We start from the raw sequence: 26,323 nt of genomic DNA, 5'->3' as shown, positions 1-26,323 counted from the left end.
TGTGCGGTGACTTCAGTGCTACGTCTAATTTCTGGTCTGTAGCACCCTGAAACTTGACGGGTGTAGCAGGCCGTAGAAGCACCGCGAGCAGGGCGGGAGGGCCTCTCGTGGAGGCGCTCCGACACCCTGCTCGACGGGTTCAACTCAGGCTGTGAAGAAAGCCGTGTGGCCGTGAATCAGGCCTCGGCCTTCTTGCCCTTCTTGGCGGCGGCGGGCTTCTCGGCGGCGGGGGCAGCCTCGGCGCCCTCGGCGGCGGCAGCGCCCTCGACCTTGACCGGGTTGTTCGCGTACTTCTTGCGGAAGCGGTCGATACGGCCGGCCGTGTCCACGAGCTTGTACTTGCCCGTGAAGAAGGGGTGGCAGTTCGAGCAGATTTCCACCGAGAACGACCCACGGGTGGACTTCGTCTCCACCGAGTTGCCGCAGGCACAGGTCACTCGGGCAGCGGGATAAACCGGATGAATCTCGGGCTTCATGACGCGCTCTCCAGTGTGCCTTTCCCCCACCCGCCAACGGGTAGGAGGTTCGGCACTGAGGGTGGCCGGCGCTTATAACGGCGCGCCGGCCGGTTCACAAGCCGGCTCGGGTCAGTGGGCCGCCGAGCCAGGGGGCTCGACGCGTTCCACCAACTTCTGGACGGCCGGATCCCCCGGCACGTCGCTCCCGAGCTGGATGTACGACAGTAGATGCGTCCGGGCGGAGTGCGTTGCGCCCCCGTCGACGCCTTTCTTCAAGGCCGTCCGCCGGGCCTCCAGGCTGGAGACCGCCTGCTCGAGCGACTGCTTCGTGGTGGGGTCCGTCGCGGCCGCGAGCCGCTCCTTCGCCTTGGCGAGGTTGCTCTCGACGATGCCCAGGCTCTGGCGCATCCGCTCCTGCTCGGAGACGTCCACGAAGCGGCCGGGCCCGTCCAGGCGCAGCTCCAGCTTCGCCAGCTGCCGGCCCCGGTCTCCGGGCGGAATCACGGTGGCCATGGCCCCGCGCTGGGCCATGCCCTGGCCGCGCCCCTCGTGGGATTGCACCACGAAGTCCACGCCCTCCACCCGCTCGGCGACGCGCAGGGCGTCGTCGTAGGGCACCGCCGCCAGCACGACGACGACGTCCACCTTCTCCTGGGCGCGCAGGCGCTTCACCTCGGCCGCCACCGCCGGCTCCACCGGCAGGCCCTTGAGCATGGGCGTGGGCTTGCCCTTCACGGAGGGCGCCGCGGGCTCCGGCCCGGTGGTGGCGGGAGACACCCCCACCACGCCGACCTTCACCCCGCCCACGTCCGCCACCATGGAGCCGGGGAAGTACGGCTTGCCCTGGGCGTCCACGAGGTTGACGGACAGGAGCTTCAGCTTCGCCTTCTTCGTCCCCTTCTTGAGAAGGTCCACGCCGAGCACGAGGTCGCGGGTGCCCACGGCCATGGCCGCGGTGCCCTGCGCGTCCATCTGCGACAGCAGCAGCTCCGCGCGCGCCTTGGCATCCGGCGCCTCGCCACTGTCGCGGCTCTTGAAGAGCGCATTGCCCGCATCCAGCACGAGCACCGGCACGCCCTTCGCGCGCTCCTTCTCAATCGTCACTTTTCGTCTGGCCAGACCGCCAGAAGGGTTGTGCCTTCAACCACAGGGGGCGATTTCGCCCCCGTTGTCTCCGGTGAAGAGCAGCGTGAGCTGCTTCGGCGCCGCCCCCGCCACCAGGGGCAGCAGGAGCAGCAGCGCGAGCGCGGCCAGCCGCGGCGGACGCAGGTTCATTTCTTCCCCTTCTTCGCGGGCGTCTTCGCCGCCTTGTCCAGCTCGGCGATGCGCTCCTTCGCCGTCTTGGCCGCGGCGGACTTCGGGTAGCCCTTCACCAGCTCCTCGAGCGCCAGCCGCGACTCGTCCTTCATCTTCAGCTTGGAGAAGCACTCCGACGAGCGCAGGTACGCGTCCGGCGCGGCCGCCGACTTCGGATACTCCTGCACCACCTTGCCGTACTCGAAGAGGGCCTCGCGGCAGCGCTGCTCGGAGTAGTACGTCTCGCCGAGGCCGTAGTGCGCGTCCGCCACCAGCGGGTCCTTGGTCCACTTCTTCAGGAACTCGCTGTAGAGCTGGCGCGCCACGAGCACGTCGCCGGCCTTGGCCTTCTCCTGGGCGAGGGTGAGGAACTCCTTCTTGTCCGTGGGGCGCTGGAGCTCCTCGGCCTTCTTCTTCGCCTCGGCCTCCTTCACCGCCTCGGTGCCCTGGAGGGCGAGCAGCTTCTTGTCCTGCTCGCCCAGGGCCGTCTCCAGCTCGGTGATTTTGTGGAGGTACGTCTCCACCTGGCCGCGCAGCTGGGCGAGGTCCTCCACCGTCTTCTGGAACTGGATGCCGATGTCCGCGTCCTTGCGGCGCGAGGCGGTGTCCAGTCCCTCGAGGGCCTTCGTTACCTCGGCGACCTTCTCGTCGATTTTCGGCAGCGTGGAGGCGAGCTGCGCGCGCGCCTCCTTCAGTTCCGCCTGCATCTGGGCGGACTCGGCGCCGAGCCGGTCCACCTTCGCCTCGAGGGCGCGGCCACGGTCAGCAGGGTAGAAACAGCCAGGGAGTGCCAGCAGGGCGAGCAGGACGAGCCTTCGCATGGGGCCGGCATCTTACGGCCAAATCCCCCGCCCGTCCGGACTTCTCGCACGCCCCCGGACGGGGAGCCCGCCCGGCCGCTTCCTTCAGCGCGCGCGGGTGGCCGCCTCCAGGCGCTCCACGGCGTGCGCGCAGGCCACCTGGAGCCGCGCGGGGTTGAGGAAGAAGGGCACGGGGCGCGCGCGGCCGGCCTCCAGCGACTGGAGCGCACGGAGATACTCGATGCCGGCATCGAGGGGCCGCCCCCCCTGCTCCAGGAGCAGCGCCAGCAGGTAGCGCGCGGCGGCGTGGTCCGGATCCAACGCGAGGCAGCGGCGCAAGTCCCGCTCCGCCATGTCCTCCGTGCCGCCCGAGGAGGTGCCGTCGAGGACGCCCGCGAAGAGGTGGTCCGCCTCGGTGATGCCGGGCGCCACCTGGCTGGAGGCGGCGTCCCCCGCTTCACGAGGACGCTCGGCGGAGGGCGGTGAGAAGCCGGGGCCTTTTCTCGGGGTGACATCCAGCGCGGCGGTGGTCGCGGTCCGCCTTCGCGACTCGTCTCCGGAGGCGGGAGTCCCCACCACGGCGACGCTTCCGGACGGCCGCTTCGGCGGCACCGGGAAGCCGGTGAGCCCCTCCCCTCCGGCGGACTCCTCCGCGCGCACGTAGAAGAACGCCTGCTCACCACGCAGCACCCGCAGCGACGGGGGAAGCTGGAGCAGCGGCTCCGAGGAGGACAGCACCAGCGTGCCCCCCGGCAGGAGGCTCGAGGCGAGCACCTCCACCGTCCGCTGGAAGGCCTCTCCTGTGAAGTAGATGAGCACGTTGCGGCAGAAGATGACATCGAAGCCGCCGCCGCCCGCCGGAGCCGGGTACGGCGTGTCCATCAGGTTGTGGAGCTGGAAGCTCGCGCGCTCGCGCAGGGCCGGCACCAGCCCCATCCGCGGCCCCGCCGGGACGAAGTAGCGCTCGCGGGAGCCGGGCGGCACCCGGCGCAGCTGCTCCTCGGTGAAGCCCAGCCCCTGGGCCCGCCGCAGCGCGTGCGCGGAGATGTCCGTGCCCAGCACCGTGCTGCCCGGGTCCGCGCCCGCCTCCGCGAGCAGCACCAGCAGCGTGGCCACCTCCTCGCCCGTGGCGCAGCCCGCGCTCCAGACGCGCAGCGGCCGCCGCGCCCGCTCCACCAGCGGCATCAGCACCTGGTGGCGGAACGCCGCCAGCTGCACCTCGTCCCGGAAGAGGTCCGTCTTGTGGACCACCACCGCGTTGATGAGCTCCTCCAGCTCCAGGGCGCCGGAGGGGGACTTGATGAAGTTGAGGTACTGCTGCGGGGTGAGGTCCCGGCTGCGCGACGCCAGCCGCTCATCCAGCCGGCGCACCTGCGGGCCGCTCAGCGACATGCCGGTGCGCGCCGTGAGGAAGGCGCGTACGCCCGCCCATTGCGCCCCGGCGGCCTCCACCCTGACTCAGCGTCCCACGGCGAGGGACTCGCCCCGAGCCAGCCGCGCCAGCGTGCTCGCGACGTCGTCCCCGTGGATGAGGTGGTCCACCGCCTTGCGCTCCACCGCCGCGCCCGGCATGCCGAACACCACACAGGACTCCTCGTTCTGCGCCAGCGTCAGCCCTCCGGCCTGCTTGATGGACAGGAGCCCGTCCGCGCCGTCCGCGCCCATGCCCGTCAGCACCAGCCCCACCGCGCGCCGGCCGTACGTGCGCGCCGCGCTCTCCAGCAGCACCGTGCCGGACGGCATGTGCCCGTCGCGCTCCACGCCCGGCTTGAGGCCCACCCGTCCCCGGAAGGGGATGACGAGGTGCTGCCCCGGCGGAGCGATGAGCACGTGCCCCGGCATCAGCGGCTCGCCATCCTGGGCGAGGCGCACCTTCAGCCGGCTGGTGTTGGCGAGCCACCCGGCCAGCGACTCCGCGAAGGCCGCGTTGATGTGCTGGACGATGACGATGGGCGCCGGGAAGTCCGCCGGCAGCTCCGACAGCATCCGGAAGAGCACCTGCGGCCCACCCGTGCTGGCGGCCACGGCCACCACGCCCATGGACACCGCCGGCAGCACCGACGTGGCCACCCGGGGCGGGGTGATGTTGCCGCGCTGGGGCCGGCGCAGGTGGCGGATGACGCGCACCGAGGACAGCAGCTTGATTTCGCGGACGAGGTTCCACGCGTCCGGCCCCGCGTCGATGGCGGGCTTGATTTGGAGGGCGAGCGCGCCCAGCTCCAGCGCGCGGTAGGTCAGCTCCGGGGCCTGCGAGCGAGGGTCCGCGGTGAGCACCAGGATGGGCGTGGGGCACTCGGCCATGATGTGCTCGGTGGCCGTCAGCCCGTCCATGACGGGCATGTCCACGTCCATCGTGATGACGTGGGGACGCAGCTCCTTCGTCATCTCGACGGCCTGCTTGCCGTCCGCGCAGGACCCGACGACCTCGATGTCCGGGTCCTTCGTCAGCGCGTCGCAGATGAGCTGTCGGCAGATGAGTGAGTCATCGACCACCAGCACCGACACTTTCTTGCCCATGCCCTGTCCATACCCCGTGCGCGAAGCGGGGAGTATAGCCAATGCGCGGGACTGTCCTCAGGACGTTGAGGGTGGAGGCTGTCAGCCCAACAGGCGCCCCACCACATCCACCAGGTCCTGTCGCACCAGGTCGCCCTTGGTGATGTAGCCGTCCGCCCCGGCCGCCAGCCCACGCCGCCGGTCCTCCTCGCCACCACGCGTGGTGAGGATGACGACGGGCAGGCGGGAGTGGGCGGGGTGTCCCTTGAGGCGGCGGGTGAGCTCCAGGCCGTCCACGCCCGGCATCTCCAGGTCGGTGACGACCAGGTCCAGGGCATGGACGTCCACCTGCTCCAGGGCCTCGGCGCCGTCGCCGGCCATGACGGTGTCGTACCCCACCGCCTCCAGGAGGTTGGAGATGAGCTCCCGGGTGAGGGGCGAGTCGTCCACCACGAGGATGCGCCGCTTGCGCGACTGGACGCCCGGAGGCGCCGAGCGGGGCAGCCGCAGGGGGGCCGTGCCGTGGGCGCTGGAGGTGAGGTAGGCGGCCGACAGCACCATGGCCAGCCGCCCGTCCGCCAGGGACGTGGCGCCGGTGAGGTGGGCGAAGCGCGCGAGCACGCCCCGCACGGGGAGGATGGCCTGGACGCGCTCCTCCAGCACCCGGTCCACCACCAGCGCGGCGGCCCCACCCTGGCTGCGCACCACCAGTGCCAGTTCGCCCTCACGGACGGGGCGCTCGGGAGCCAGGCCCAGCAGCGAGGCCAGCGAAGCGAGCGGCAGCACCCGGCCCTCCACCAGCAGGGAGGCGCGTCCGGCCACCTCGCACAGGTTGGACGACTCCACCTTGAGGGCGCGCGAGACGTGGGTGGCGCTGAGGGCCAGCGTCTCCTCCCCCACCTGGATGAAGAGCAGCGGCGCCACGGTGAGGGAGACGGGCACCCGCACCTCGAAGATGGTGCCCCAGCCGGGCGCGGACTCCACGCCCACGTCGCCGCCCAGGCCCTGGATGGAGGTGCGCACGGCGTCCAGCCCCACGCCCCGACCCGACAGGTCGGTCACCACCTCGCGCGACGTGAAGCCGGGGAGGAAGATGAGCTCGCGGGCCGCGGCGTCCGACAGGGCGTTGGCGGCGCTCTCGTCCAGGAAGCCCTTGCGCACGGCCACCCGGCGGAGCTGGACCGGGTCCACCCCCATGCCGTCATCCTCCACGCGCAGGACGATGCGGCTGCCCTCCCGCGCGGCGCGCAGCGTGAGGCAGCCCCGGGGCTTCTTGTCCGAGGCCACCCGCTCCACCCGCGTCTCCAGCCCGTGGTCCAGCGCGTTGCGCACCAGGTGCATGAGGGGCTCGCGCAGGGCCTCCACCACCGCCCGGTCCGCGCGGGTGTCCTCGCCGTCGACGACGAGCTCCACCTCCTTGCCCAGCGCGCGAGAGAGGTCTCTCACCATGCGTGGGTAGGGCTCGAAGAGGACGGACAGCGGGAGCATCCGCAGCGTCTGCACCTCCTCCACCACCATGCCCAGGTCGCGCAGCTCCGCGTTGGACAGCAGCTTGGACTCGCGGTGGAGCGCGGCGGCCAGCTCCTTGGCCGTGCTCAGCCGCGCGGCCAGCGCCGCGCCCGCGGGCCCCAGGTCCTCCGCCTCGCGGGCCAGCTGGCTCAGCTCGCGCGCCAGGGCCAGGCGGCGGGCGTTGGCCAGCTCGCGCCGCCGCGCCACCTGCGCCAGGTTGGTGACGGCGCTGGTGAGCACGTCCAGGCTCGCCACGCCGATGCGCACCGCCGTGTCCGAGCGCGCCTCGGGCTGGCGGGCCGCCGTCGAGCCACCGCCGGGCGCGCGCGCCGGTCCGGAGGCCGGTGCCGGCAGCTGGGACAGCGTCGAGGCGGCGGTGGACGTGGCGGTGGGTGGAGCGGCCACGGCGGCGAGCGGGCCAGCCACGCTCTTGTGCGGGGGCACCACCCCCGGCGTGACGCCGATGCGAGCGGGAGTCCTGGCCGTGGGGCTCCGGGCCTCGGGCTCGCCCCGGGGCTGGGGTGCGGCTGTCGCGGCGCCCGGCCCGGACGAGGACTCCAGCGGGGGGACGACGAGGAGGGCCACGCGGTCCGCCTCGGAGCGGATGCAGGCCTGGAGCGACACCACGAGCGAGTCCACGCGCGGCGGCGGGTCCGCGGAGGGCAGCGCGCCGGACAGCACGAGCACGGCGTCGGCGGCCAGGAGGAGCGCGTCGGCGGACGGAGGCGAGAGGCTGTAGCGCTGCGCCTCGGTGCAGCGGACCAGCTCCTCCATCTCGTGGACGAGCGCGTTGATGTCGTCGAAGCCCATCATCCGGGCCTCGCCCTTGAGCCCGTGCAGCTCGCGCAGCACGCCCCGCCCGGCCTCGGCATTCGCCCCGGCCTCCAGCTCCATCAGGGCCCGGTTGATGCGCTCCAGCCGCACCGTCACCAGGTCCCGGAACTGCTTGAGCAGGCGGTCGCTCGGGTTCACCCGCCATCCTCCCGGAGCGTGTCCCGGCCAATCTGGAAGCGCTCCACCACGCCGCGCAAGTCACGCGCCAGCACCAGCAGGTCCGTGTTGGCGGTGCTCACCTGCTTGGTGGCGTTGAGGCTCTGCTGGGTGATGCGGAGGATGTCCGCCATCGTGTCCGCGAGCTGGTCGGTGCCCGTCTGCTGCTGCTGCGTGGCCAGGGAGATGCTGCGCACCGCGTCCGACGTCTGGCCCGCCAGGTCCACAATCTGGCGCAGCGACTCGGACACCTGCTGCGCCAGATTGGTGCCCGTCTCCACCGCGCGCACGCCGCCCTGCGTCGCGGACACGGCCGCGGCGGACGCCTCGCGCACCTCCTCGATGAGGCCTTCAATCTCCTTGGTGGACTCCAGCACGTTCTCTGCCAGGCGCCGCATCTCCGCGGCCACCAGCGAGAAGCCCCGCCCTACTTCACCCGCCTTGGTGCCCTCCAGCTCCGCGTTGAGCGCGAGCAGGTCCGACTTGTCGGCCACGCCGTTGATGAACTCGACAATCTTGCCAATCTGCTGCACGCGCTTGTTGAGCCGCACCACCGCGGAGGCAATCGCGCCGTTGTCCTGGCGCATGCGCGCCATGGAGCCGAGGAAGGCCTCCGCGCTGCCCTGCCCCTGCTCCGCCGCACCCAGCGTGCGGTGGGCGATTTCCGCCACCGAGCCCGCGTTCTCCGCAATCTGCCGCGCCGAGCGCGCCAGTTCCTCCGTGGTGGCGCTCGTCTCGTCCAGCGAGCTGGCCTGCTCCGCGGCGCCCGCCTCGTAGCGCCCGGAGGTGGAGAGGATTTCCTCCGTCGTCGCGGAAATCTGCGCACCGGCGCGCTGGAGCTGGGACATGACGTCCGCCAGGTGCGCGCGCATGGTGGTGAAGGCGGCGGACACGTCCCAGACCTCGTCCTCCGCGGGCACCACGCGCGGGCTGGCCAGGTCGCCCTCGGCGATGCGCCTCGCCTCGCCGGACAGCTCGCGCAGGGGGCGGCCCAGCAGCGTGCCACCCAGCCAGGCGGTGGTCAGCGCCAGCCCGAAGACGAGCGTCACCAGCAGGCCGCCCGAGGTGAGCGCCTCCATGCGCAGCGTCTCCGCCAGCGCGAGGGACGCGTCGGCGCCGGACTCGTGCGTCAGCTGCGTCAGGAGCCGCTCCCCCAGCGCCGTGGCGAGCCGGGCGGAGAGCACCGCGGGCGTCACCACGCAGATGAACGTGAAGGCCACCAGCCGCGCGCGAATCTCGCCCCGGCGGGGCATGGCGGCGATGAGCTGCGGGTGCGTCATCCCCAGGTCCGCCAGCCACAGCACCACCCTGCGCGAGCGGAGGATGACGAGGCAGTGGACCAGCAGCGCGGTGAGCGGCCCGAAGAGCAGCCCCAGCCCGGCGATGCGCCCCGCCACCCAGGGCGCCACCCCACCCACGCCCCACATCACTCCGCCCAGCGAGACGGTGGTGAGCAGCCACAGGCCCAGCGAGCCGAGGAAGGCGTCGTCCGGGGCTCGCGTCACCTCGGCCACCGCCGCCGCCAGCTTCTCTGGCGTGGCGGGCTCGTCCCCGCGCTCCAGCCCGCGCAGGGTGCGCAGCCGGCCCAGGGAAATCGCCGCGCCCGTCAGCAGCGTCACGGCCGTCAGCCCCGCCCCCATCCACCCGAAGAGGTCCATCCGCGGCGCCAGCTCGTCGGCCAGGGTGAGGGAGGCGAAGTGCAGGCTGAGCACCGCCCCCACCAGGTTGGCCAGGGGGATGGGAATCATCAGGTGCCGGCTGAACGAGGCCCGCCGGGGGCCGGTGCGTGTCGTCATGGCCCCCTCACACCCTCTCCCCGGCGCCCACGTGGAAGCGCTCCACCACCCGCTTCAAGTCGCGGGCGAGTGAGGCCAGGTCCGCGTTGGCCGCCGCCATCTGCTTGGTGGCCGCCGAGTTCTGCTCCGTGACGCGCAGGATGTCGCCCATGGCCGCGGCGAGCTGGTCCGTGCCCGTCTGCTGCTGCTGCGTGGCCAGGTGGATGCTGCGCACCGCGTGTGAGGTCTGCCGCGCCAGTTCGAGGATGAGGCTCAGGCTCTCGTCCACCTGGGCCGCCAGCACGGTGCCCGCGTCCGTCGTCTTCAGCCCCGCCTCGGTGGCCATCACCGCCGCGTGCGTCGCGTCGCGAATCTCCTCGATGAGCTGCTCAATCGCCTTGGTGGAGCGGATGACGTTCTCCGCGAGCCTGCGCATCTCCGCGGCCACCAGCGAGAAGCCCCGCCCCACCTCGCCCGCCTTGGTGCCCTCCAGCTCCGCGTTGAGCGCCAGCAGGTCCGACTTGTCGGCAATCTCGTTGATGAACTCCACCACCTTGCCAATCTGCTGCACGCGCTTGTTGAGGCGCACCACCGCGTCGGCGATGGCCTGGTTGTCCTCCTTCATGCGCTGCATGGAGCCGAGGAAGGCGGCCGCGCCGCGCTGGCCCGTCTGCGCGGCGGCGAAGGTCGTCTCGGCGATGGTGGACACGGACTCGGCGTTGCCCGCTATCTGCGTCGCCGAGCGCGCCAGCTCCTCCGTGGTGGCGCTCGTCACGTTGAGCGAGCTGGCCTGCTCGTCCGCGCCGGACTCCTGCTCTCCGGAGGTGGCCACCAGCTGCTCGGTGGTGGTCGAAATCTGCAGGCCCGCGCGCCGCAGCTGGGTGAGCGCCTGCCCCAGTTGCGCCTGCATCTGCGCGAAGGCGGCCGACGTGGCCCACACCTCGTCCTCCGCGGCGATGACGCGCGGCGGGCGCAAGTCGCCCTGGGCGATGCGCGTGGCGTCCTCGGTGATGGAGCGCAGCGGCTCGGCGATGACGGTGCCGCCCAGGTACGCGGTGAGCATCACCAGCAGGGCCACGAGTCCCGCCACCGCCATCCCGGTGCCGTCGCGGTCCCGCTCCTGCTTCACGGCCGCCTTCGCGTCAGGCGAGTCCACCGCCACCATCTGGTCCATCGTGCGCAGGGTGTGGGAGACGGAGGCGTCGAGGATGAAGAGGGACGGGCTGAGCACGGCGATGGCGGTGAAGAGCACCATGCGCCGGCGGATGTGCATGCGCCGGGGCGGCACCGCGGCCACCACCTCCAGCGGCGACAGCCCCTGCGCGGCGACCCACTCCACGGCCTTGCGCCCGCGGCGCGCCACCAGCAGGTAGATGAAGAGCGCGCTCAGCGGGCCCAGGGACACGCCGCCCAGGACGATGCGCAGCCCCAGCGTCCACTCCGCGCCCGACAGCGGGACGAAGAGCACCGCCAAGAGCAGCGAGCCGACCACCCAGTTCTGGAGGACGAAGGCAAAGCACCGCTCGGGGAAGACGCGGGCCTCCAGCAGCGCGTCACGCAGGTGCTCCGGCGTCGGCGGCAGCCGCGCCTCGCCCAGCGCGTACAACACGCGCAGCGAGCGCCGGCTGTACACGCCGATGAGCCAGAGCGACAGCGCCAGCATCAGCCCCATCTGCCCGAGCAGGACGCCCCACCCGCCTGCCGGAACCGAGTCCGTGAAGAGCGCGTGCAACAGCCCCAACCCCGTACCCACGGAGGTGCCCAGCAGCGCCGGACGCGCCGTCCACCGGGCCAGCCCCCTCAAGCCTTCCGGCGCCTTCATTCCCCCTCCACGAGTCCGCGCAGGAAGCGCTCGAAGTCCACCAGCCCCACCAGCGGCCACAGCCGCCCCTGCACCAGGACGAAGCCTCGCAGACTCCCACCCGACGCGGCCACCGCCACCGGCGGCGCGGGCAGCAGCGGGTGCGGCTCGGCTTCAATCTCCAGCGTGTCCACGCCCACCGCCCCGCCCGACGCGGACACCAGCACGCGGGCGGCGCCGTCCGGGGCGTGGAAGGCCCTGCGGGCGGAGGCCGCGTCCCGGCCTTCCGGCATGGCGATGGCGGCCACCTCGTGCGCGTGGAAGGCGAGCCGGTGCGGCCCCGCGTGACACAGGAGCATGCCGCGCACGTCAGGGGGGCCCATGACTCAGGCGCCCTGGCTGAGGTGGTCGAAGAGGCCTTCGGGGTCGATGACGGCCACGTCCCGGGGGCCGCTCTTGGCGGGGCCGCGCAGGTGGACGTGGACGCCCGTGGGGCCGAGCGGGTCCAGCGTACCCGTCACCGGGGAGACGCCGGCCACCGTGCTGGCCGTGAGGGCGAGGGTGCCGCGGGGCAGGCGCACCAGCACCGCCCGCCGCGACGACTGACTGGCGCCGCCCACCAGCAGGCCCATGTCCACCACCGGGATGACTTCTCCCCGGTGGGCGAACACGCCGAGCAGGTGGGCCGGAGCGCCCGGTACCCGCGTGAGCTCGGGGAAGGTGACAACCTCCGCCGCTGTCTCCGCGGGGACCGCGTACCAGCTGCTACCGCAGGCAAAGACGAGATACGACTGACGCGCTTCCGGCTCGTGGACGGCCATGACGCGCGCCAGCCTACCCCAGAACTAGCGCTGGAACTCGACGCGCCGGTTCTCCGACCACGACTCCTCGCTGGAGGCGTTGCTGACGGGGCGGGTCTCACCATAACCCACCGTCTTCAGCTGGTTGCCCTTCACGCCCAGGTCCGTCAGGTACCGCTTCACGGACGCCGCGCGGCGGTTGGACAGCTGGAGGTTGTACTCCTCGGTGCCGCGCTCGTCCGCATGCCCGGCGAGCGTGAGGGCGCCCTGCTGACCCGTCTTCATGCAGGTGGCCAGGCCCGACAGGCGCTGCTGGGCCTCGGAGGACAGCGAGGACTCGTTGAAGCCGAAGCGGATGGGGCTCCAGTCGCACTTGTCCGCGGAGGCCGTCACGCACTTGCCGGCCTGGCACTCCTGGCCCTCACCGCAGTCGGTGTTCGCGGAGCAGGTGTCCGTCGGCGCCTGGCAACGGCCGGCCTGGCACTTGCCACCACCGCACGCCGAGTCATCCTTGCACTGCGCCTCGGCGCACTTGCCGGCCTCGCAGATCTTGCCGCTGCCGCAGGCCGCGTCCGTGGTGCACTCCGGCGGCTTGGGGGCGCACTTGTTGGCCTGGCAGGCGAAGCCCTCCTTGCAGTTCGCGTCGGTGGCGCACTCCTGGCACGTCCCCTGGACACAGACCTCGCCCTTCTCGGTGCAGGTCGAGTCATCCTTGCAGTTGGGGTACGAAGGGGGGCAGCCGGTGAGCACGGCCATGGCGAGGGAGAGCCCCGCCCAAAGGGTAATCCGACGCATCATTCCTCCCGAATTCGTGAAAAACGAATACACGCCCGCTCGCGCGGGCAGGATGCGACGCGTCTAGTCGCAGTAGGGCAGGCGAGTCAAAGCATTTGTCCCATCCGTGACACCCGGTGCGGTCTCGGAAACCCTTGAATCTCCAAATATTTTCCGTGAAATTGTGTCATCCGCCCGCGAGGGGCCGCGCCCCGTGGCCCGTCGCCGGGAATGCCCGCCATGCCCGCCTCCGTCCTCATCGTCGATGACGAAAAGAACATCCTTCTCACCCTGAGCCAGTCGCTGCAGCTGGCGGGGTACCAGACGCACCTGGCCAGCAGCGGGCAGGTGGCGCTGGACGTGGTGAGCGCGCGCCCGGTGGACGCGGTGCTGATGGACGTGAAGATGCCGGACATGGACGGCCTGACGGCGCTGGCGCGGCTGACCGAGCTGCGGCCGGAGCTGCCCGTCATCATGATGTCCGGGCACGGCACGATTGATACGGCGGTGAAGGCCACGCAGCTGGGGGCGCGGGACTTCCTGGAGAAGCCCATCGCCCGCGAGCGGATGCTGGTGGCGCTGCGCAACGTGCTCAAGCACCAGGCGGCGATGGAGGAGTTGCAGGAGCTGCGCGCGCAGCTCGGGCGCTACGACATGGTGGGCAGCGGCCCGGCCATGCAGCGCATCTTCTCCCTCATCCAGCGCACGGCGCCCTCCGAGGGGCGGGTGCTGATTACGGGGGAGAACGGCACGGGCAAGGAGCTCATCGCCCGGGCGCTGCACCAGCACTCGCGGCGCAAGGGCCAGCCCTTCGTGAAGCTCAACTGCGCGGCGGTGCCGCACGAGCTCATCGAGAGCGAGCTGTTCGGCCACGAGAAGGGCGCCTTCACCGGCGCGGTGAGCGTGCGCCGGGGCAAGTTCGAGCTGGCGCACGAGGGCACCCTCTTCCTGGACGAGATTGGCGACATGCCGCCGGCGATGCAGGCCAAGCTGCTGCGCGTGCTGCAAGAGGGCGAGCTGGAGCGCGTGGGCGGCGCGGAGACGCTCAAGGTGGACGTGCGCGTCATCGCGGCGACGAACAAGAACCTCGAGAAGGAGATTGCCGCCGGGCGCTTCCGCGAGGACCTCTACTACCGCATCAACGTCGTCCAGATTCACTCGCCGCCCCTGCGCGAGCGGCGTGAGGATTTGCCGGACCTCATCAACACCTTCCTGAGCGAGGCCTGCGCGAAGAACGGGCGCCGGCCACTGACGCTGTCGCCCGACGCGCTCGCGGTGATGAGCGCACACGACTACCCCGGCAACGTGCGCGAGCTGCGCAACCTGGTGGAGCGGCTGGCGATTCTGTGTGAAGGCCCGCTCGTCACGCGGACGGAAGCGCTGGAGTTGCTGCCCCGGGGCCGGGCCCTGATGCCGCCCGCCACTTCGGCTTCGTCCGAGAGCGCACCCGCGCCCGTGAGCGCCCTGCCCTCCCCTGGCTCGGAGGCCGCGCTCGCGGCGGCGTCCATCCAGCCGGCTCCGGCGCTCGGAATGCCCACGCCTCCGCCCGCGGCCATGCCTCCGGTGCAGGCGGGCTTCCGTCCCCGCGTGGACCGCACCTTCCGCGAGCAGGTGGAGGATGCGGAGCGGGACATCATCCAGCACGTGCTCGCGCACACGCACGACAACGTCACCGAGGCCGCGCGCATCCTCGACCTCGAGCGCGGGCACTTCTACAAGAAGATGAAGGCGCTGGGACTGCGGCGCGAGCGCTCCGAGTAGGTAACCCCCTGCATTTGCTCCTCCTTTTCGTTGTTTCCTAAAGCATCGGCGGTGCCAGTTGCCGCCCGTGTGTCCGTGGTGTGCTCAGCCGCCGCCACGCCCACCAGGCGCAGCGCGGCGACACGGCTGGCCATGTGCTCGACGTCTCGCCCGACATAGTACGTGGCGGTGACGGCCGGCGTGGAGTGCCCGGCCAGCTGCTGCGCGGTGGCGATGTCCCCGCCTGTGTCCCGAATCAGGTGCGTCAGGAACGTCTTGCGGAGGGTGTGGAAGGTCGTGCCCCTGGGCAACTCCACGCCCGCGCGCCGGGCGATGCTGCGCACCAGCTTCGCGGTGTGCCACGCCTCGTGCCGCATGCCGCCCTTGCGCGGCGCCGGGAAAACGAACTCCGACGTAGCCGCCCGCCGTGCGCGCTCAATCTCCGGGAGTAGCACCGGGTGCAGCGGCACCACCCGCGCCTTGCTGCCCTTGGTGGTGCTTCGCGCCCAGCTGCGCCGGTAGTGGACGGTGCCCGTCGGGCCCTCGTCCAGGTGGAAGTCATCCCAGCGCAGCCCCCCGAATTCGCCACGCCGCCCGCCGGTTAGTACCGCCAGGAGGAGGAGGAAGCGAAACGGGCCCGCCGCGTCAAGGATGCCGTTCACCTGCTCTCGTGAGAGGAAGACGACGGGCACCTTCGGCACCGTGGGGCGCACTACGCTGTTCCACGGATTCTCCTTCGCCGCGCGGAGCCGGTTGACGGCGTACTTCCAAATGAGGCGCCCGCGGATGTGGAGCTGCCGCACCGTGGCGGGCTTCTGCCCCGCCTTCCGCGCCTTGGTGAGCAGCGCCTCGCAGTCGGCCGGGGTGACGTCCGCCGTGGGGGTGCTGCCGAAGTGCGGGTCGAACCAGTTCTTCACTTGGCTGCGCATCGGCGCCTGGCTGCTCAGGTGCGCGTGCGCCTCCAAGTAGAGCTCGTGCATCCTCCGGCAGGGGATGATGTTGAGGGCGTCTACCTCGAGCCCCTTCCGACGGCGTTCGGCGAGGAGGTGCAGTTCCATGGCGCGCTTATGCGCTGCCTCCTGCATCACCTCGCTGCACCGCTCACGGCGCACCACCCCGGCCGAGTCGGTGTAGCGCACCCACCAGGTGCCGTACTCCGGCGCGCGCCGCTGCAGGCGCTTGCTCGCGGCAAGCACCGCCTTGCCCTCCTTGTTGGGCCTGAAGTACGCCCCGGGCTTCACTGCTTGCCTCCCTGCGGCTGAGCTGCCAGCCATGCCTTCACCTTGTCCGGGTCGAAGCGCACGTTGCGGCCGAGGCGGATGAAGGGCAGGCCCGAATTGCACCGCACCTGCTTCCACACCCAGTCGACGGAGAGGCTGAGGTAGGCGGCCACGTCAGCCGCTGTCCACAGTCCTCCCTCGGGCACGACGACGAGCGAAGGGCGCGCGTTGCCAGAGGCACCGGAGTTGTTGGAACCACCATCGCAGTTGCCCATATCCTCACCCCCGCTCCTCATTGCCACCCCACTGAACAACCTATCAGGTTCAACGTCGTAAGACAACCCTACGGGGCGGGCGCGGTTCCGCCATGCGCGTGCGCGCCTACATCAGCAACCACCGCGCCAATTCACGGCGGGCATGGGCGTTGAGCATGCCCAACGACGTCGAGTGCGGAAGTGAGGTGACAGGCGCCCGCAGGCACGCGCACGAGCGCGTGCTGCGAGGGCGCGGACAGTGCAGACGCTGGACGCACCGTCCAGCTTCGGAGAGCGGGAGGCACCGGGGTGGCGCTCAATGCCGCATGCGCGGGCGGGCTGCATAGTCGGACGGCGACGCGCGACGTAGCCATAGCCCCTCCAGAGGCGGACTGCGGGCTGGGGGCGCCATGCTCGGCGACTCGGCTCTGTGCTGGTTCTAGCTGGGCGAGCACTGCGTAACCCCGGAAAGACGGCTCCGCGCTGACAGAGGTAAGACTGGCAGCGGGAGCCGGAACGCGAGTGGTCCACCGCAGTGGTGCCACCGGCGCTCAGAAGTCTGGGTTGGTGTCTCGCTGCTTACCTGAGCCGAAGCCCCAGCGAGGTACTACGTGCTTCACCATGCAAGGTGCACCCGCTGTGCGGGCGCTGTCAAGCCCGACTGCTACACGTAAGCAGCCCGAGCGAATGGAGCACCTTGGTGCCCGCGTCCTCATGCTGACCGTGATGCTCGCCGTGGTCGTCGCAGCCCCATGCGCTGCCGCAACTGCACGCCAGGCGCACAGCGGCGGAACAGCACGTGCCTGCGTCACGGCGGGCGCGGACAGGCCGGGCTTGGCGCGCATGGACACGCAGGTGGCGCGGCGGACTGGGGCATCATGGCTTCGAGTTCCTCTCCGCAGCTGCAGCGCACTCACGATGGCGTACATCCTGAACAGCACCGTCAGGGAGCGCTGGTCTTGGTCGGAGAACTCGCTCGGAGTCTTGCCGCGTAAGCACCGCTCCAGGGGAGTGCCTTTCTCGGCGAATACCCGCTAGCCGACGATGTACATGACGCCTGCGATGGGGATCCAGACGATGAGTCCCAGCAGTTTGCCGAGGACCATCCGCCTACGGCTCACGGCGTGGGTTCCTTGGCGGCGCTGGCAATGCAGTCCGCAATCCGCTTCCGGAGCGTGGGCTTGTTCTGGGGGACGTAGGTGACAGCCGTACTCAGCAGGGCAATCGCCTCTATCTGCCACGCGCGCAGGCGCTGCACCTCTGTCTCCAGCGCCTCCGCTGTCGGCTCCCGTTCAAGGATGGCCCGCCTCGTCACGACCACGACCGGGAACCGTGAGGCAATGGTAGCGGCCGATTGGCGCTTTACGGCACCGCTCGGGTAGATGACCCGGAACCGTCCGTCAGCCTCCCTCTTTCCGATGGTGACGGTAACGGTGTAGCGCCCGATTGCATTCGGGTCCTGCCGCGTTTGCCCCTCCTGGACTCCCCTGGCATTGACGCCCATCACTTGCCTCCTGTTTTCCCGGTGCGCTGCTGCTTCGTCTTGGCCGATGGGTCGAGTTCGTATCGCACAGCGGGCGCCTTCGCCGTGGCGCCACCTTTGACGACGACGGGCCAGCGGCGGGCGATGGTTCCGGGCTTGAGCCACGCGGGGGCATGACCAGGGCGCAGCACTCGGAAGGTACCGTTACCTTCGCCGGCGATGCTGACGCGCTCGACTCGAGGCGGGAACGGCTTCGCGGTCTTCCCTTCGCGCACCTGTCCGAGAGTCACAGCCGGAACGGTCACGGCCGGCTCCGGTCGATGCTCACGGATCCCGGCTTCTCCCCCTTCACAGGCAGGTAGCAGCCTCCCTTGTATTCGGCACTCCCCTCAGGACAGTTCGGCGCGTCATCCTTCAGGCGCACCCAGCACCCGCCGTTGATGGCTACGTGCCCGCGCAGGCACGGCGGCGTGTCCTGCCCCTTGAGCGGTTTGTCCGGAATGACATACCGCTTCCGGATGGTGAGTGGCTCGCGATCGCTACTGCTACCGAGAACGTTGGCCCAGCTCGCAACCTCCGTCGGCAGAGGCACGTCCTCTACGGCCTCCTTGGGCACCGAGGCCTGGGCTATCGGCTCGTGGGATTCGCCGGGCGGCTGCGCGTCACGAGACAGCAGACACAGCGCCAAGCCCGCTGCGAGGGAGAGGCTCACACCGGCGCTGGCCCACCCAAGCCAGGCCGTCCGGTGCGTGCGTCCACGCGCGCGCCGCCTGCGCTGCAGGTGCGTCATCGTCTCAGGACGCGACAGGGCCGCGTCCAGGAGGTTGCTGGCGTCCTCGAGTGCGTCCACCAGCGGGCCGCCAGTGCCGCGGACCTCCACAGTCAGGTTGCGCGGCTCATCACCCGTGCTCACGAGCAGCTCCAGCCCGGCGGGGAGAGGCTGCTGGCGGCCGGTGTACGCCTGCACGATGGCCGGTGCTTCAGTGTCGCGAGCAAACGCGAGGTACACCCGGCCGAAGCCCGGTAGATCGCGCAGCTTCGAGACGTAGTGGTGCTGCTCGGTCCCGTCCGATCGTTGCCCTACCCCTGACGTTCTGCGGGTGCCCTTATTCATGAGGCCCTCTCGCGCTCGGCCGCTCGGCTGCCCATCTACTTGCCGCCCTTCTTCGCCGACTTCTCCGGCACGGGCGACTCAGCGGACTCCAGCAGGCGACGGAGCGCTTCCGCCAGAAGGGCGCGCTCGTCACCTGCGTAGGCGCGAGCGGCCAAGGCTCGGACCCGCTCCGGGCCGGCGACCTGTCGCGCAGCGTACAGGTCGAGCCCGTCCGTCCAGATGAGCTGGCCCAGCTCAGTCCGCGTCATCTCCTTGTTGGCCGAGTCCTTCTTCTCCTCGGCCAGGGCGTTCAACAACTCCTCGTTCTCCGTCTTCGTCAGACGAAGGCCCAGCGGCTCCTCACGCTTCTCCGGCCTCTTGTACTGCGCCACGGCGGCACCTCGCGTCACGGGAATCCCTCCATGTAGGCGTCCGGCAGCGTGCCGGTCAACGCTCGCATACGGTAAACCAATCGCTTGCAAACTGCTATCATTGCGCTTATAAGTTGTTTCCGAAGTGACGGCGGACGGACGGGGCTCCCGGGAGGGAGAGGGACGACGGGCGGGCGCGAGCGGCACGGGCCGCGAGGACGTCGAGGCGCAGCACCAGCAACCAGGGGGCAGCACATGGCTGGAGAGATGACGGAACAGGAGAAGCAGGACGCGGTGAACTCCCTCTTCGAGGGTCCGCAGCGGAAGCAGCGTCCGGCGAAGTGGCCCCGGGCCCTGGCGAAGGATCTGTTGGCGTCGGTGGAGTGCTACGGCGAGCCGAAGGACTGGCCTGAGGGGCTCTACGAGCTGCTCCAGCTCGCGGTGAAGAACGACCCGACGGACGCGTAGGCTGCCCTGCCTCTTGCGCGAGGCCGCCCGCCGGGAGCGCATCCCGGCCCCTTCCCTCTCACCGGTTGCAGGAGGCGTCCATGACGCTGCTGGCGGAGCTTTGCCAAGTAGTCGAAGAGCGCGCGGAGCCGAGCCCCTGGCTGCGCCGGGCGTTGCTGGCCCTGGGGGCCCGCGTCGACGCTGCCGGGCTGCGCACGTGGCACGTGGAGCGCGCCGTCTACGGGGCGCTGCTGTTGGGTGCCGTGGTGGCCCAGTACGGCGCGACGCTGGGTGCCACACCCGCGTGGGAGTCGCTGCGCAGCGCGGTGGCCCTGGCCGCCTCCCTCGCGCTGCTGCTGTACGGCGCCGAGCTGGACTCGGTGTCCGCGCGGGAGCGTGAGCAGGCGCAGGCGGAAGGGCGCGAGCCGGTGCGCGTGGAGTGCTCCCCGCGCGCTGCGCAGCTCCGCGCGCTACTGCCCTGGCTGGGGCTCGTGGCACTGGCAGCGGCATTCGGGTGGGTGGGGGCCGTCGCGCTCGGCTGGCGCACCGCCTACCCCCACTGGCGCCGCTGGTACCGGGCCCGCCGTCCGCTGGGCCGGCTCCGGTGGCATCCACAGAAGCCAGCGCAGTGCGGCCAAACCTGCGTCGCCATGCTCACGGGGCAGTCGGTGGAGACGGTGTGCGAGCTGATGGGGAGGACGGGCGAGTGCGGAGCGTACGGGCTTCGGATTGCAGTCCAGGCCGCGGGGCTCGACCTCGACCCATCATGCGAGCCGGACGTTCCGCGCATCGGTCGCGCCTTCATCCTGCTCCGTCACGAGGCCGGGAGCGGCCACTGGGTGCTGTGGGACGGCCAGCAGGTGCTGTGCCCGGTCGACGGAGTCCTTTCGCGCGAGGCCGCTCTTGCGGCGTGGGACGCCGACGGCTGGCGAGTCGAGGGGCACCACCAGGTCTGGGACGCGGTGCGCTTCCCGCTTCGGCCGGCCGACGTTGAGTACTACCGCGAGCAGGGACGGGCGGTGTCGCCGTGAACGGTCAGCCCCTGAAGCGGAGCTCGGAGGACGCGTCGTGACATGCGCGACTCCTGAGCCCGTGGGCGAGTTGGGCGACGTGTGCCGCCGTCTTCGCGGCCTGACGGCGTGGTGGAGGCCGGAGCAGGTGGAGGCCATCCGAAAGGCCATGGCCGAGGCAGCGGCCCTGCCGGCGCGCCAGGCGCAGGCCATGGAGGCACTCCGCGCCGCCCAGGACGCGCGCGCCCGCCTGACGCCCGACGGCACTCGGGCGACACAGCACCTGTGGCACGAGGAGCAGAGCGCGGTGACGCGCTACCGCAGTGAGGCGGTGGCGCTCCGCGCGAGCGAGGTGGCCCTGCTGTCCTTCCTCGACGTGGAGTCGTGGTGGGCCCTCAAGGCGAAGTGGGCGGCGGGCGTCGCGGCGCTCAACGCGCAAGAGCGCGAGACACAATGAATGTCAGACGTAGGGTGTACCCAATGGAACTTGCGAGGTTCCATTGCCTTCGACCTTCTTCTACCTCTGTCACGCATTCACGGAGCACCCGGAGAAGTCATGGGTGCTGTGCGAGCGCGAGGACCGGCACGAGGGACGGCACAGGGCCGGGGACCTGGAGTGGGACGACGCGGCGGACGAGTGGACCGCCGAGCTACGCGAACTGCTGCGCCGCGCTGAGCAGGAAGCCGGCGAGCGCTACGAGGACTGAGGGGAGTATGACCATGGCTGACGGGAACGTGCCGGGCAACAACAGCAGTGGCTGGACGTCGGAGCGCCGGGAGTTGATTCGGCGCACCATCTGCCCCAAGGGCATCAGCGAGGACGAGTTCGCCCTCTTCCTGGAGCAGTGCAAGCGCAGCGGCCTGGACCCGCTGCTCAAGGAAGCCTTCTGCGTCGCGCGTCGGCTCAACATCGGCAACCGCGAGCGCCCCAACTGGGTGACGAAGCACGAGTTCCAGCCCTCCGAGGCCGGCATGCTCGCCCGCGCGGAGCGCTTCCCGGACTTCCGCGGCCTCCAGGCGAGCGCGGTGTTCGCCGAGGACGAAATCATCGTGGACCAGGGCAAGGGCGAGGTGGTGCACCGCTTCAATCCGGCGAAGCGGAAGGGCTCCCTGGTGGGGGCCTGGTCCCGCGTGGTGCGCGACGGGAAGCTGCCCGTCGTCGTGTGGCTGGACTTCAGCGGCTACGTCCAGCAGACGCCGCTGTGGGCCAAGATTCCCACGACGATGATTGAGAAGTGCGCGCGCGTGGCGGCCCTGCGCAAGGCGTACCCGGAGGCCTTCGGCGGCCTGTACGTCCGCGAGGAACTGCCCGCCGACGAGGCTGGGGAGGTGCCCGAGCAGGAGGCGCAGTCCACCACCCCGCCCGCGCAGGCGGCGCCGGCACAGGCCACGCGGGCCGCCCCTGCCACTGCGCTCCCCGCGAAGACGTCCACCCGCGAGGCGCTGGAGCTGGCGCAGCCGGTGAGTGCGAAGGCGCCCGAGGCGGCGCCCATGCTGAAGCGCGTGGAGGAGAAGGCTCCGGCCGCCCAGGCATCCGCCGCGCCCCGTCCCTCCACCGTGGTGGCCTTCGGTCCCTACAAGGGGAAGGCGGCCTCGGAGCTGTCCGACGCGGAGCTGAGCGAGACCATCGACATGGCGAACGAGAAGCTCCAGGAGCAGCCGAGGGCACGCTGGGCCAAGGCCATGCGGGAGAACCTCGCCCTCCTGGAGGCCGAATCGGAGTTGCGCTGCCGCGTGCCCCTGCAGCAGGACGCCGCGCCGGAGCCGGGCTCGGACGGCTGAGCCTCACGCGCGGAGTAGGTGGAGCTGCGGCCCCAGCTCCACGCTCGCGCACTCGCCGCCTTCTGGCGGCACCCCGCGCCCGGCTGGGCGGGGCCTTCTCGTGGTGGTGGGCGGGCCAGCAGCAGTTGCTCCGGCTGGGCCGATCAACCCTGCTCACCTCCACACCCGCCGGGCATTGGGCCCGGCGGGGCAGTCCTTCACGGCGCGCTCGTCGTGCGCCACCGCGGGCCCGGCTCGGTTTCCCCCCTGACTGGGCCGGGCCCGCTCTTTCTCTCGCAACATGCCCGGAGGATGCATGGACACGAAGTGGCCGCACCTGGTGAAGCACACGCAGCGCATGGCGGAGAGGTTGGACGCGAAGGTACCGGAGCGCGGGCCCGGGGAAGCGTTCCTCGATGCGCAGCCGGCCGACCTCTGGCTGGAGCTGAAGCGGCACCTCGCCCAGGCGGAGCACGCGCAGGCCCGCGGTGACTCCGTCGCCGCGCTGATTGCGCTGACCGACGGTGGCAACTACGTGGCCATGCTGGCCCGCGTCGCCGAGCACGACGGCGAGCCGTTCCGCCCGGCGTAGCCCGCCCCCTCGCCGGAACGCATCCGGCACCACCGCGGAGCAGCAGCGCACGTCACCCCGTGCGCGCCGGTGCAACTCCGGCACGCGGTCTCGGCCCAGCCCGCAGTCCCCAGTAGGAGTCACCGTATGTTGATGCCGTTGTTGTTGTCGTTGTTGAGCGCCGTGCCCAGCAGTTCCCCTGCGGACACGCTGACGTCCTGCGGCACTCGCGACACCGTCGTGTACGGCCGCATCTGGACGGGCGAGGTGGACGCCCCGGTGTTCGCGGAAGCGCTGCTCCTGCGCTCTGGCCGTGTCGTCGCTGTCGGGCCCGCTCGCGGCGTGGAGCGCCTAGCGAGCCACGGGTATTGCCGCGTCAGTCTCGGTGAGCGCGTGGTGCTTCCCGGCCTCATCGACGGGCACAGCCACGTGGCGCAGCTCGTCCGGCCCGAATGGGTGGTGGGCGCGGACCCCAACACCTGGGCGCCCGGCCCCGGGCCCTCGGCCACCGAGGTGCAGCAGCTCGTGGCGGAGCGGGCCGCGCATGTGCCGCCCGGCACGCCCATCGTCGTCTTCTATGGCGCCGGCCTCTATGCGAGCCTCAACGCGCAGGGCGTCACGGCGCGTGCGCTGCTCGACGCGGCCACCACCGCGCATCCGGTGTATGGACTGGAGTGGAGCGGGCACGCCCAGGCGATCAATTCGGCGGCGCTCGACGAGGCGGGGCTCCGCGACTACCAGCCCAACCCCTACGGCGGATGGCTGGGGCGTGACGAGCTCGGACGGCTGACGGGCGTCCTCCAGGAGTTCGCCGTGCTGCCCGCAGTGGAGCAGCTCTCCCGGCGCATCTCCGACGCTGAGTACGTCGCGCAGTACGACTACTACGACCAGGGCGGCTTGGCCTACGGCACCACGCTCACGTCGGACGTGCGCTTCGTCTTCGGCGAGGAGCGAGCCGAGCGCATCCGCCGCGCGCTCCCCAGGCCCAACGCGTTCCAGCCGGTATGCATCATCACCTCGGCGGGCCAGCAGTGCGCGCCGGGGCCGGACGGGGAGGTGCGCCGCAAGGTGTTCTCGGACGGCACCCACGTAGCGTGCAGCGCGCACGTGTCCGTGCCGTACCTCGCCCCGGAGACGTGCCCGGCAGGCTTCGGCGGGGATGTCGGGCTGCGCAACCTGACGGACGTGCAGCTCGACTGGGCGCTCGAGGACACGCTGGCGCGGGGCGGGCAGCTGCTGGTGCACGCCATCGGCGACGCCGGCATTGAGCAGACGCTCTCCCGGTTGGAGGCTCGCCCGGATGTGGACTGGAGGGGGAAGGTGTCCATCGAGCACTTCGACATGGCTCAGCCGGGCCAGGTGAAGCGGACGAAGGCGCTCGGGGTGACGGTGGTGCAGAACCCGACGCACCTGGTGCTCATCGGGGCGATGATGCGGGAGCGGAATGCGTCCGAGCTGTACGAGCACGCGCAGCCCCTGCGTATCCTCGTGGAGCAGGGCATCCCCCTGGCCCTCGCCTCGGACGCCTTCGGCCCGGCCGCCCCCAACCCATGGCTCGGGCTCTACCTCGCGACGCTGAGCCCGTACCGGCCCAGCGAGGCGCTCACCCGCGCGCAGGTGCTGGGCGCCTACACGCGTGAGGCCGCCAAGGCGCGCCTGCTGCCGTACCTGGGCACCCTGACGCGAGGGAAGAGCGCGACGTTCTTCGTCGCCAACGCGGACCCCTTCGCGGTGCCCGCCGAGGCACTCCCCTCGCTCAAGTCCTGTCTCACCGTGGTGGAGGGCCGGCCGCTCTGGTCCGACTCCACCTGCTTCGAGTGACGGCGGCCGTAGCCCCCTGACGTGCGCGCGGGCGGTACGGCATGGGCCGCCCGCGCTTCTTTCCGCAATCCGTGAGGTGCCCATGAGCCATCGCGTCCGTCGGGTCCTGTTCCTCATCACTGCCGCACTGCTGGGCGCGGGCGTCGCCATCGTCGGACGGGCCCGCGCCGACTCCGAGCGCCCGGTCTGTCCGGAGGACTTCCGGCCATGACCTGCGCGCGCCTCGGAGGCCCCTACCGCTACACACGCGAGGGACGCGGCGTCTTCCACCTTCCCCTCGCCCGGCCGTGGACGTGGGCCCTTACCCATCACGGCATGTGGAGCGTCTTCGTCCAGGACGTGGAGCCGGCACGCGCTGGCGTCCCGGAGCGGAGGCACTCCGTCCTCCCGCCAGACGCGGTGCTGGGGTGCTGGCTCGCCATCTACGCGACGCGCGAGTACGACGCGGCTGCCGTGGAGTGGCTGCGCAAGGCGCACGGCCTGGAGGCGCCCGCGGGCGACGTCCTCCCGGCTGGCTGCTACGTGGCCGTGGCCCGGCTCGCCGAGGTGTCCACCGTCGGCAACGACTCCCGGGCCTTCGGCCGGGACGCGTGGTGGTGGCCCTGCGGCGTCGAAAGCCGAGGCACCGTGGCGTGGTGGCTGGAGGAGGTGCAGGTGTTCGAGCCGCTGCCGGCCGCACCCGCGCAGCGCCTAGCGCCCGTGGACGTGGGGCTGCTGCCGGAGCTACGCGAGCGGGCGCGGCTGGCCCGCAACGGCATCTGGCGGCCCGAGGTGTACCCGGTGCCCGCTGAGCTCCCCGTGGTCGCGCCGGGCCGCGAGGAGCCGCCAGCCCCGCCCGTGCCCCCTGCCCGTTCGCCGCCCGTGGTGGATGACCGGCCGGTACCGCCCATGCTCCACGTTGAGCAACTCGGCCTCTTCGGCATGGCGGCCACTGTGGATCGGCCAGCACCTGCAGCGCCGCCGGGGCCAGCCCCCGAGGCGCTCCCTCCCGTGCTCCAGGACGAGCCCGTCGAGGACCTGCGCGCGGTGGCCGAGCACCTCCGGGCGCTCCTCGCGGACGGGGACTGGCACCCGTTGGCGGAGGTGCACGCCGCCGTGGGACTCGAGCGCGTGTACCGCGTCACCTGCTGGGGTGGCAGTCCGCGCCCGCCGGACGCCCACCAGGTGCCCGTCGCGCTCCGCGGTGATGGCCAGGGCAGCTGCTGGTACGCCGCGTGGCCGGGGGGATGAGCCCGAGAAATGCCTCTTCTCAGACCGGCGGCCCCTGAGCGGACTTCCGCCCCCTGGGCGCTGTGTGACCCGCCCCTCCAAGCCTCACTGGGCCTGCGTCCGTCGAACAGTGGACTTGGTACGCTTCTCACTCTTCGGCGCTGGCGTCTCCTGCTCGAACTTTATCTGGTCAACCTCGAATGCCGTGGCGAACACGCCAGAGCAAACCTTTGCAACGACGCCACTGCCCCCCAGAAGTACCCGAGTAAGAAGGGTCGCAGTGTGCTGCACAGTATCGACAGCTACAAAATCTCCCGCATGCTCGCCCTGAACTAGCGTCAAGAGCGGCGGAATGTCAGCATCTACAGTGAATATGATTTCCTTTTGCTCCTCGCCGCTCGTCATGATGCAGGGGACTTTTTCAGAGCGTCGCCAGCATGCAAGGGAGCTCTCTGGAGCATCCATGGTCTTCACGCTGCCGCCGCTTGGCCCCACACCAATAGACTGGCAGTCGCGGAACACGATGTAAAAGTCAGGTCGCCGAGGCTCATCCCCTCGCGAAATCCTCGGAAAGAAGAGCACCATCAGCGCGACAGCGATGTGCGTTCCGCAAATACCCTGCTTCGACACTGCCATAATTGACA

At 71.0% G+C, this 26,323-nt stretch carries 29 protein-coding genes; 10 read left to right on the top strand and 19 right to left on the bottom strand.

Features of this window, described 5'->3' with window-relative positions; genetic code table 11:
• Window positions 1–176 precede the first annotated feature (176 nt).
• The 12 genes from rpmE to G4D86_RS36405 all read right to left on the bottom strand — a co-directional run bounded on the left by rpmE (window position 177) and on the right by G4D86_RS36405 (window position 12,720).
• Window positions 177–476: a 50S ribosomal protein L31 gene (gene rpmE, locus G4D86_RS36455; RefSeq protein ID WP_163998739.1), complete on the bottom strand. Its 300-nt coding sequence runs from the start codon at window positions 474–476 to the stop codon at window positions 177–179.
• A gap of 111 nt (window positions 477–587) precedes the next feature.
• A complete protein-coding gene (locus G4D86_RS36450) occupies window positions 588–1,526 on the bottom strand; it encodes a 5'-nucleotidase (RefSeq protein WP_163998764.1) in 939 nt (312 codons plus the stop codon).
• Between the two features lie 72 nt (window positions 1,527–1,598).
• A complete protein-coding gene (locus G4D86_RS53965) occupies window positions 1,599–1,733 on the bottom strand; it encodes a hypothetical protein (protein ID WP_275899187.1) in 135 nt (44 codons plus the stop codon).
• Window positions 1,730–2,575, bottom strand: a complete 846-nt coding sequence (locus tag G4D86_RS36445; RefSeq protein WP_163998738.1) for a tetratricopeptide repeat protein — start codon at window positions 2,573–2,575, stop codon at window positions 1,730–1,732. Before G4D86_RS36445 ends, G4D86_RS53965 begins: the two co-directional genes overlap by 4 nt.
• A gap of 84 nt (window positions 2,576–2,659) precedes the next feature.
• Window positions 2,660–3,946, bottom strand: a complete 1,287-nt coding sequence (locus tag G4D86_RS36440; protein WP_163998763.1) for a CheR family methyltransferase — start codon at window positions 3,944–3,946, stop codon at window positions 2,660–2,662.
• A gap of 66 nt (window positions 3,947–4,012) precedes the next feature.
• Entirely contained in the window at window positions 4,013–5,071 is a 1,059-nt protein-coding gene (gene cheB, locus G4D86_RS36435) for a chemotaxis-specific protein-glutamate methyltransferase CheB (protein WP_163998737.1), read from the bottom strand.
• Window positions 5,072–5,152: 81 nt separating this feature from the next.
• The gene (locus G4D86_RS36430) at window positions 5,153–7,531 is read right to left on the bottom strand and encodes a hybrid sensor histidine kinase/response regulator (RefSeq protein ID WP_163998736.1); all 2,379 of its coding nucleotides are present in this window, start codon (window positions 7,529–7,531) and stop codon (window positions 5,153–5,155) included.
• The gene (locus G4D86_RS36425) at window positions 7,528–9,345 is read right to left on the bottom strand and encodes a methyl-accepting chemotaxis protein (RefSeq protein WP_163998735.1); all 1,818 of its coding nucleotides are present in this window, start codon (window positions 9,343–9,345) and stop codon (window positions 7,528–7,530) included. The genes G4D86_RS36430 and G4D86_RS36425 overlap by 4 nt, the downstream gene beginning before the upstream one ends.
• A 7-nt stretch (window positions 9,346–9,352) precedes the next feature.
• Window positions 9,353–11,146 (bottom strand): methyl-accepting chemotaxis protein, encoded by a 1,794-nt coding sequence (locus G4D86_RS36420; protein WP_163998734.1) that lies wholly within the window; start codon window positions 11,144–11,146, stop codon window positions 9,353–9,355.
• Window positions 11,143–11,508, bottom strand: coding sequence for a protein CrdC (locus tag G4D86_RS36415; RefSeq protein WP_163998733.1), 366 nt, complete (start codon window positions 11,506–11,508; stop codon window positions 11,143–11,145). The genes G4D86_RS36420 and G4D86_RS36415 overlap by 4 nt, the downstream gene beginning before the upstream one ends.
• A 3-nt stretch (window positions 11,509–11,511) precedes the next feature.
• Window positions 11,512–11,946: a chemotaxis protein CheW gene (locus tag G4D86_RS36410; RefSeq protein ID WP_163998732.1), complete on the bottom strand. Its 435-nt coding sequence runs from the start codon at window positions 11,944–11,946 to the stop codon at window positions 11,512–11,514.
• A gap of 24 nt (window positions 11,947–11,970) precedes the next feature.
• Window positions 11,971–12,720 (bottom strand): OmpA family protein, encoded by a 750-nt coding sequence (locus tag G4D86_RS36405; protein ID WP_163998762.1) that lies wholly within the window; start codon window positions 12,718–12,720, stop codon window positions 11,971–11,973.
• A gap of 219 nt (window positions 12,721–12,939) precedes the next feature.
• Between G4D86_RS36405 and G4D86_RS36400 the strand changes: the two genes are divergently transcribed.
• Window positions 12,940–14,460: a sigma-54-dependent transcriptional regulator gene (locus tag G4D86_RS36400; RefSeq protein ID WP_163998731.1), complete on the top strand. Its 1,521-nt coding sequence runs from the start codon at window positions 12,940–12,942 to the stop codon at window positions 14,458–14,460.
• Here G4D86_RS36400 and G4D86_RS36395 read toward each other — a convergent pair.
• The 6 genes from G4D86_RS36395 to G4D86_RS36370 all read right to left on the bottom strand — a co-directional run bounded on the left by G4D86_RS36395 (window position 14,412) and on the right by G4D86_RS36370 (window position 18,899).
• Window positions 14,412–15,680, bottom strand: a complete 1,269-nt coding sequence (locus G4D86_RS36395) for a tyrosine-type recombinase/integrase (protein WP_240360654.1) — start codon at window positions 15,678–15,680, stop codon at window positions 14,412–14,414. The genes G4D86_RS36400 and G4D86_RS36395 overlap by 49 nt on opposite strands.
• A complete protein-coding gene (locus G4D86_RS36390; protein WP_163998729.1) occupies window positions 15,677–15,934 on the bottom strand; it encodes a helix-turn-helix transcriptional regulator in 258 nt (85 codons plus the stop codon). The genes G4D86_RS36395 and G4D86_RS36390 overlap by 4 nt, the downstream gene beginning before the upstream one ends.
• 1,096 nt (window positions 15,935–17,030) lie before the next feature.
• Window positions 17,031–17,417 carry a hypothetical protein gene (locus tag G4D86_RS36385; protein WP_163998728.1) on the bottom strand — a complete coding sequence of 129 codons (387 nt, stop codon included), beginning with the start codon at window positions 17,415–17,417 and terminating at the stop codon, window positions 17,031–17,033.
• The gene (locus G4D86_RS36380) at window positions 17,417–17,701 is read right to left on the bottom strand and encodes a hypothetical protein (protein WP_163998727.1); all 285 of its coding nucleotides are present in this window, start codon (window positions 17,699–17,701) and stop codon (window positions 17,417–17,419) included. The genes G4D86_RS36385 and G4D86_RS36380 overlap by 1 nt, the downstream gene beginning before the upstream one ends.
• The gene (locus tag G4D86_RS36375) at window positions 17,698–18,510 is read right to left on the bottom strand and encodes a hypothetical protein (RefSeq protein WP_163998726.1); all 813 of its coding nucleotides are present in this window, start codon (window positions 18,508–18,510) and stop codon (window positions 17,698–17,700) included. The genes G4D86_RS36380 and G4D86_RS36375 overlap by 4 nt, the downstream gene beginning before the upstream one ends.
• Before the next feature lie 35 nt (window positions 18,511–18,545).
• Window positions 18,546–18,899: a hypothetical protein gene (locus G4D86_RS36370; protein WP_163998725.1), complete on the bottom strand. Its 354-nt coding sequence runs from the start codon at window positions 18,897–18,899 to the stop codon at window positions 18,546–18,548.
• A gap of 216 nt (window positions 18,900–19,115) precedes the next feature.
• Between G4D86_RS36370 and G4D86_RS36365 the strand changes: the two genes are divergently transcribed.
• From G4D86_RS36365 to G4D86_RS36330, 9 genes are all read left to right on the top strand, one after another.
• Window positions 19,116–19,328: a hypothetical protein gene (locus tag G4D86_RS36365; RefSeq protein WP_163998724.1), complete on the top strand. Its 213-nt coding sequence runs from the start codon at window positions 19,116–19,118 to the stop codon at window positions 19,326–19,328.
• Window positions 19,329–19,408: 80 nt separating this feature from the next.
• Window positions 19,409–20,338, top strand: a complete 930-nt coding sequence (locus G4D86_RS36360; RefSeq protein WP_163998723.1) for a hypothetical protein — start codon at window positions 19,409–19,411, stop codon at window positions 20,336–20,338.
• Window positions 20,339–20,375: 37 nt separating this feature from the next.
• Window positions 20,376–20,774 carry a hypothetical protein gene (locus G4D86_RS36355; protein ID WP_163998722.1) on the top strand — a complete coding sequence of 133 codons (399 nt, stop codon included), beginning with the start codon at window positions 20,376–20,378 and terminating at the stop codon, window positions 20,772–20,774.
• Window positions 20,775–20,817: 43 nt separating this feature from the next.
• A complete protein-coding gene (locus G4D86_RS36350) occupies window positions 20,818–21,024 on the top strand; it encodes a hypothetical protein (RefSeq protein ID WP_163998721.1) in 207 nt (68 codons plus the stop codon).
• A gap of 13 nt (window positions 21,025–21,037) precedes the next feature.
• Window positions 21,038–22,099 carry a phage recombination protein Bet gene (gene bet / locus G4D86_RS36345; RefSeq protein ID WP_205520009.1) on the top strand — a complete coding sequence of 354 codons (1,062 nt, stop codon included), beginning with the start codon at window positions 21,038–21,040 and terminating at the stop codon, window positions 22,097–22,099.
• 295 nt (window positions 22,100–22,394) lie between these two features.
• Window positions 22,395–22,670 (top strand): hypothetical protein, encoded by a 276-nt coding sequence (locus tag G4D86_RS36340; protein WP_163998719.1) that lies wholly within the window; start codon window positions 22,395–22,397, stop codon window positions 22,668–22,670.
• Window positions 22,671–22,796: 126 nt separating this feature from the next.
• The gene (locus G4D86_RS36335; RefSeq protein WP_163998718.1) at window positions 22,797–24,470 is read left to right on the top strand and encodes an amidohydrolase; all 1,674 of its coding nucleotides are present in this window, start codon (window positions 22,797–22,799) and stop codon (window positions 24,468–24,470) included.
• Between the two features lie 82 nt (window positions 24,471–24,552).
• The gene (locus G4D86_RS53960; RefSeq protein ID WP_275899185.1) at window positions 24,553–24,681 is read left to right on the top strand and encodes a hypothetical protein; all 129 of its coding nucleotides are present in this window, start codon (window positions 24,553–24,555) and stop codon (window positions 24,679–24,681) included.
• A complete protein-coding gene (locus G4D86_RS36330; RefSeq protein WP_240360653.1) occupies window positions 24,678–25,700 on the top strand; it encodes a hypothetical protein in 1,023 nt (340 codons plus the stop codon). The genes G4D86_RS53960 and G4D86_RS36330 overlap by 4 nt, the downstream gene beginning before the upstream one ends.
• A gap of 84 nt (window positions 25,701–25,784) precedes the next feature.
• Here the strand turns inward: G4D86_RS36330 and G4D86_RS36325 are convergent, their stop codons facing one another.
• Window positions 25,785–26,315 carry a hypothetical protein gene (locus G4D86_RS36325; protein WP_163998717.1) on the bottom strand — a complete coding sequence of 177 codons (531 nt, stop codon included), beginning with the start codon at window positions 26,313–26,315 and terminating at the stop codon, window positions 25,785–25,787.
• Window positions 26,316–26,323: the final 8 nt, after the last annotated feature.

The organism is Pyxidicoccus caerfyrddinensis, from assembly GCF_010894405.1.
Classification (GTDB): domain Bacteria; phylum Myxococcota; class Myxococcia; order Myxococcales; family Myxococcaceae; genus Myxococcus; species Myxococcus caerfyrddinensis.
Note: the sequence above shows the minus strand (reverse complement) of the source record. Positions and strands in the feature narration are given on the sequence as shown.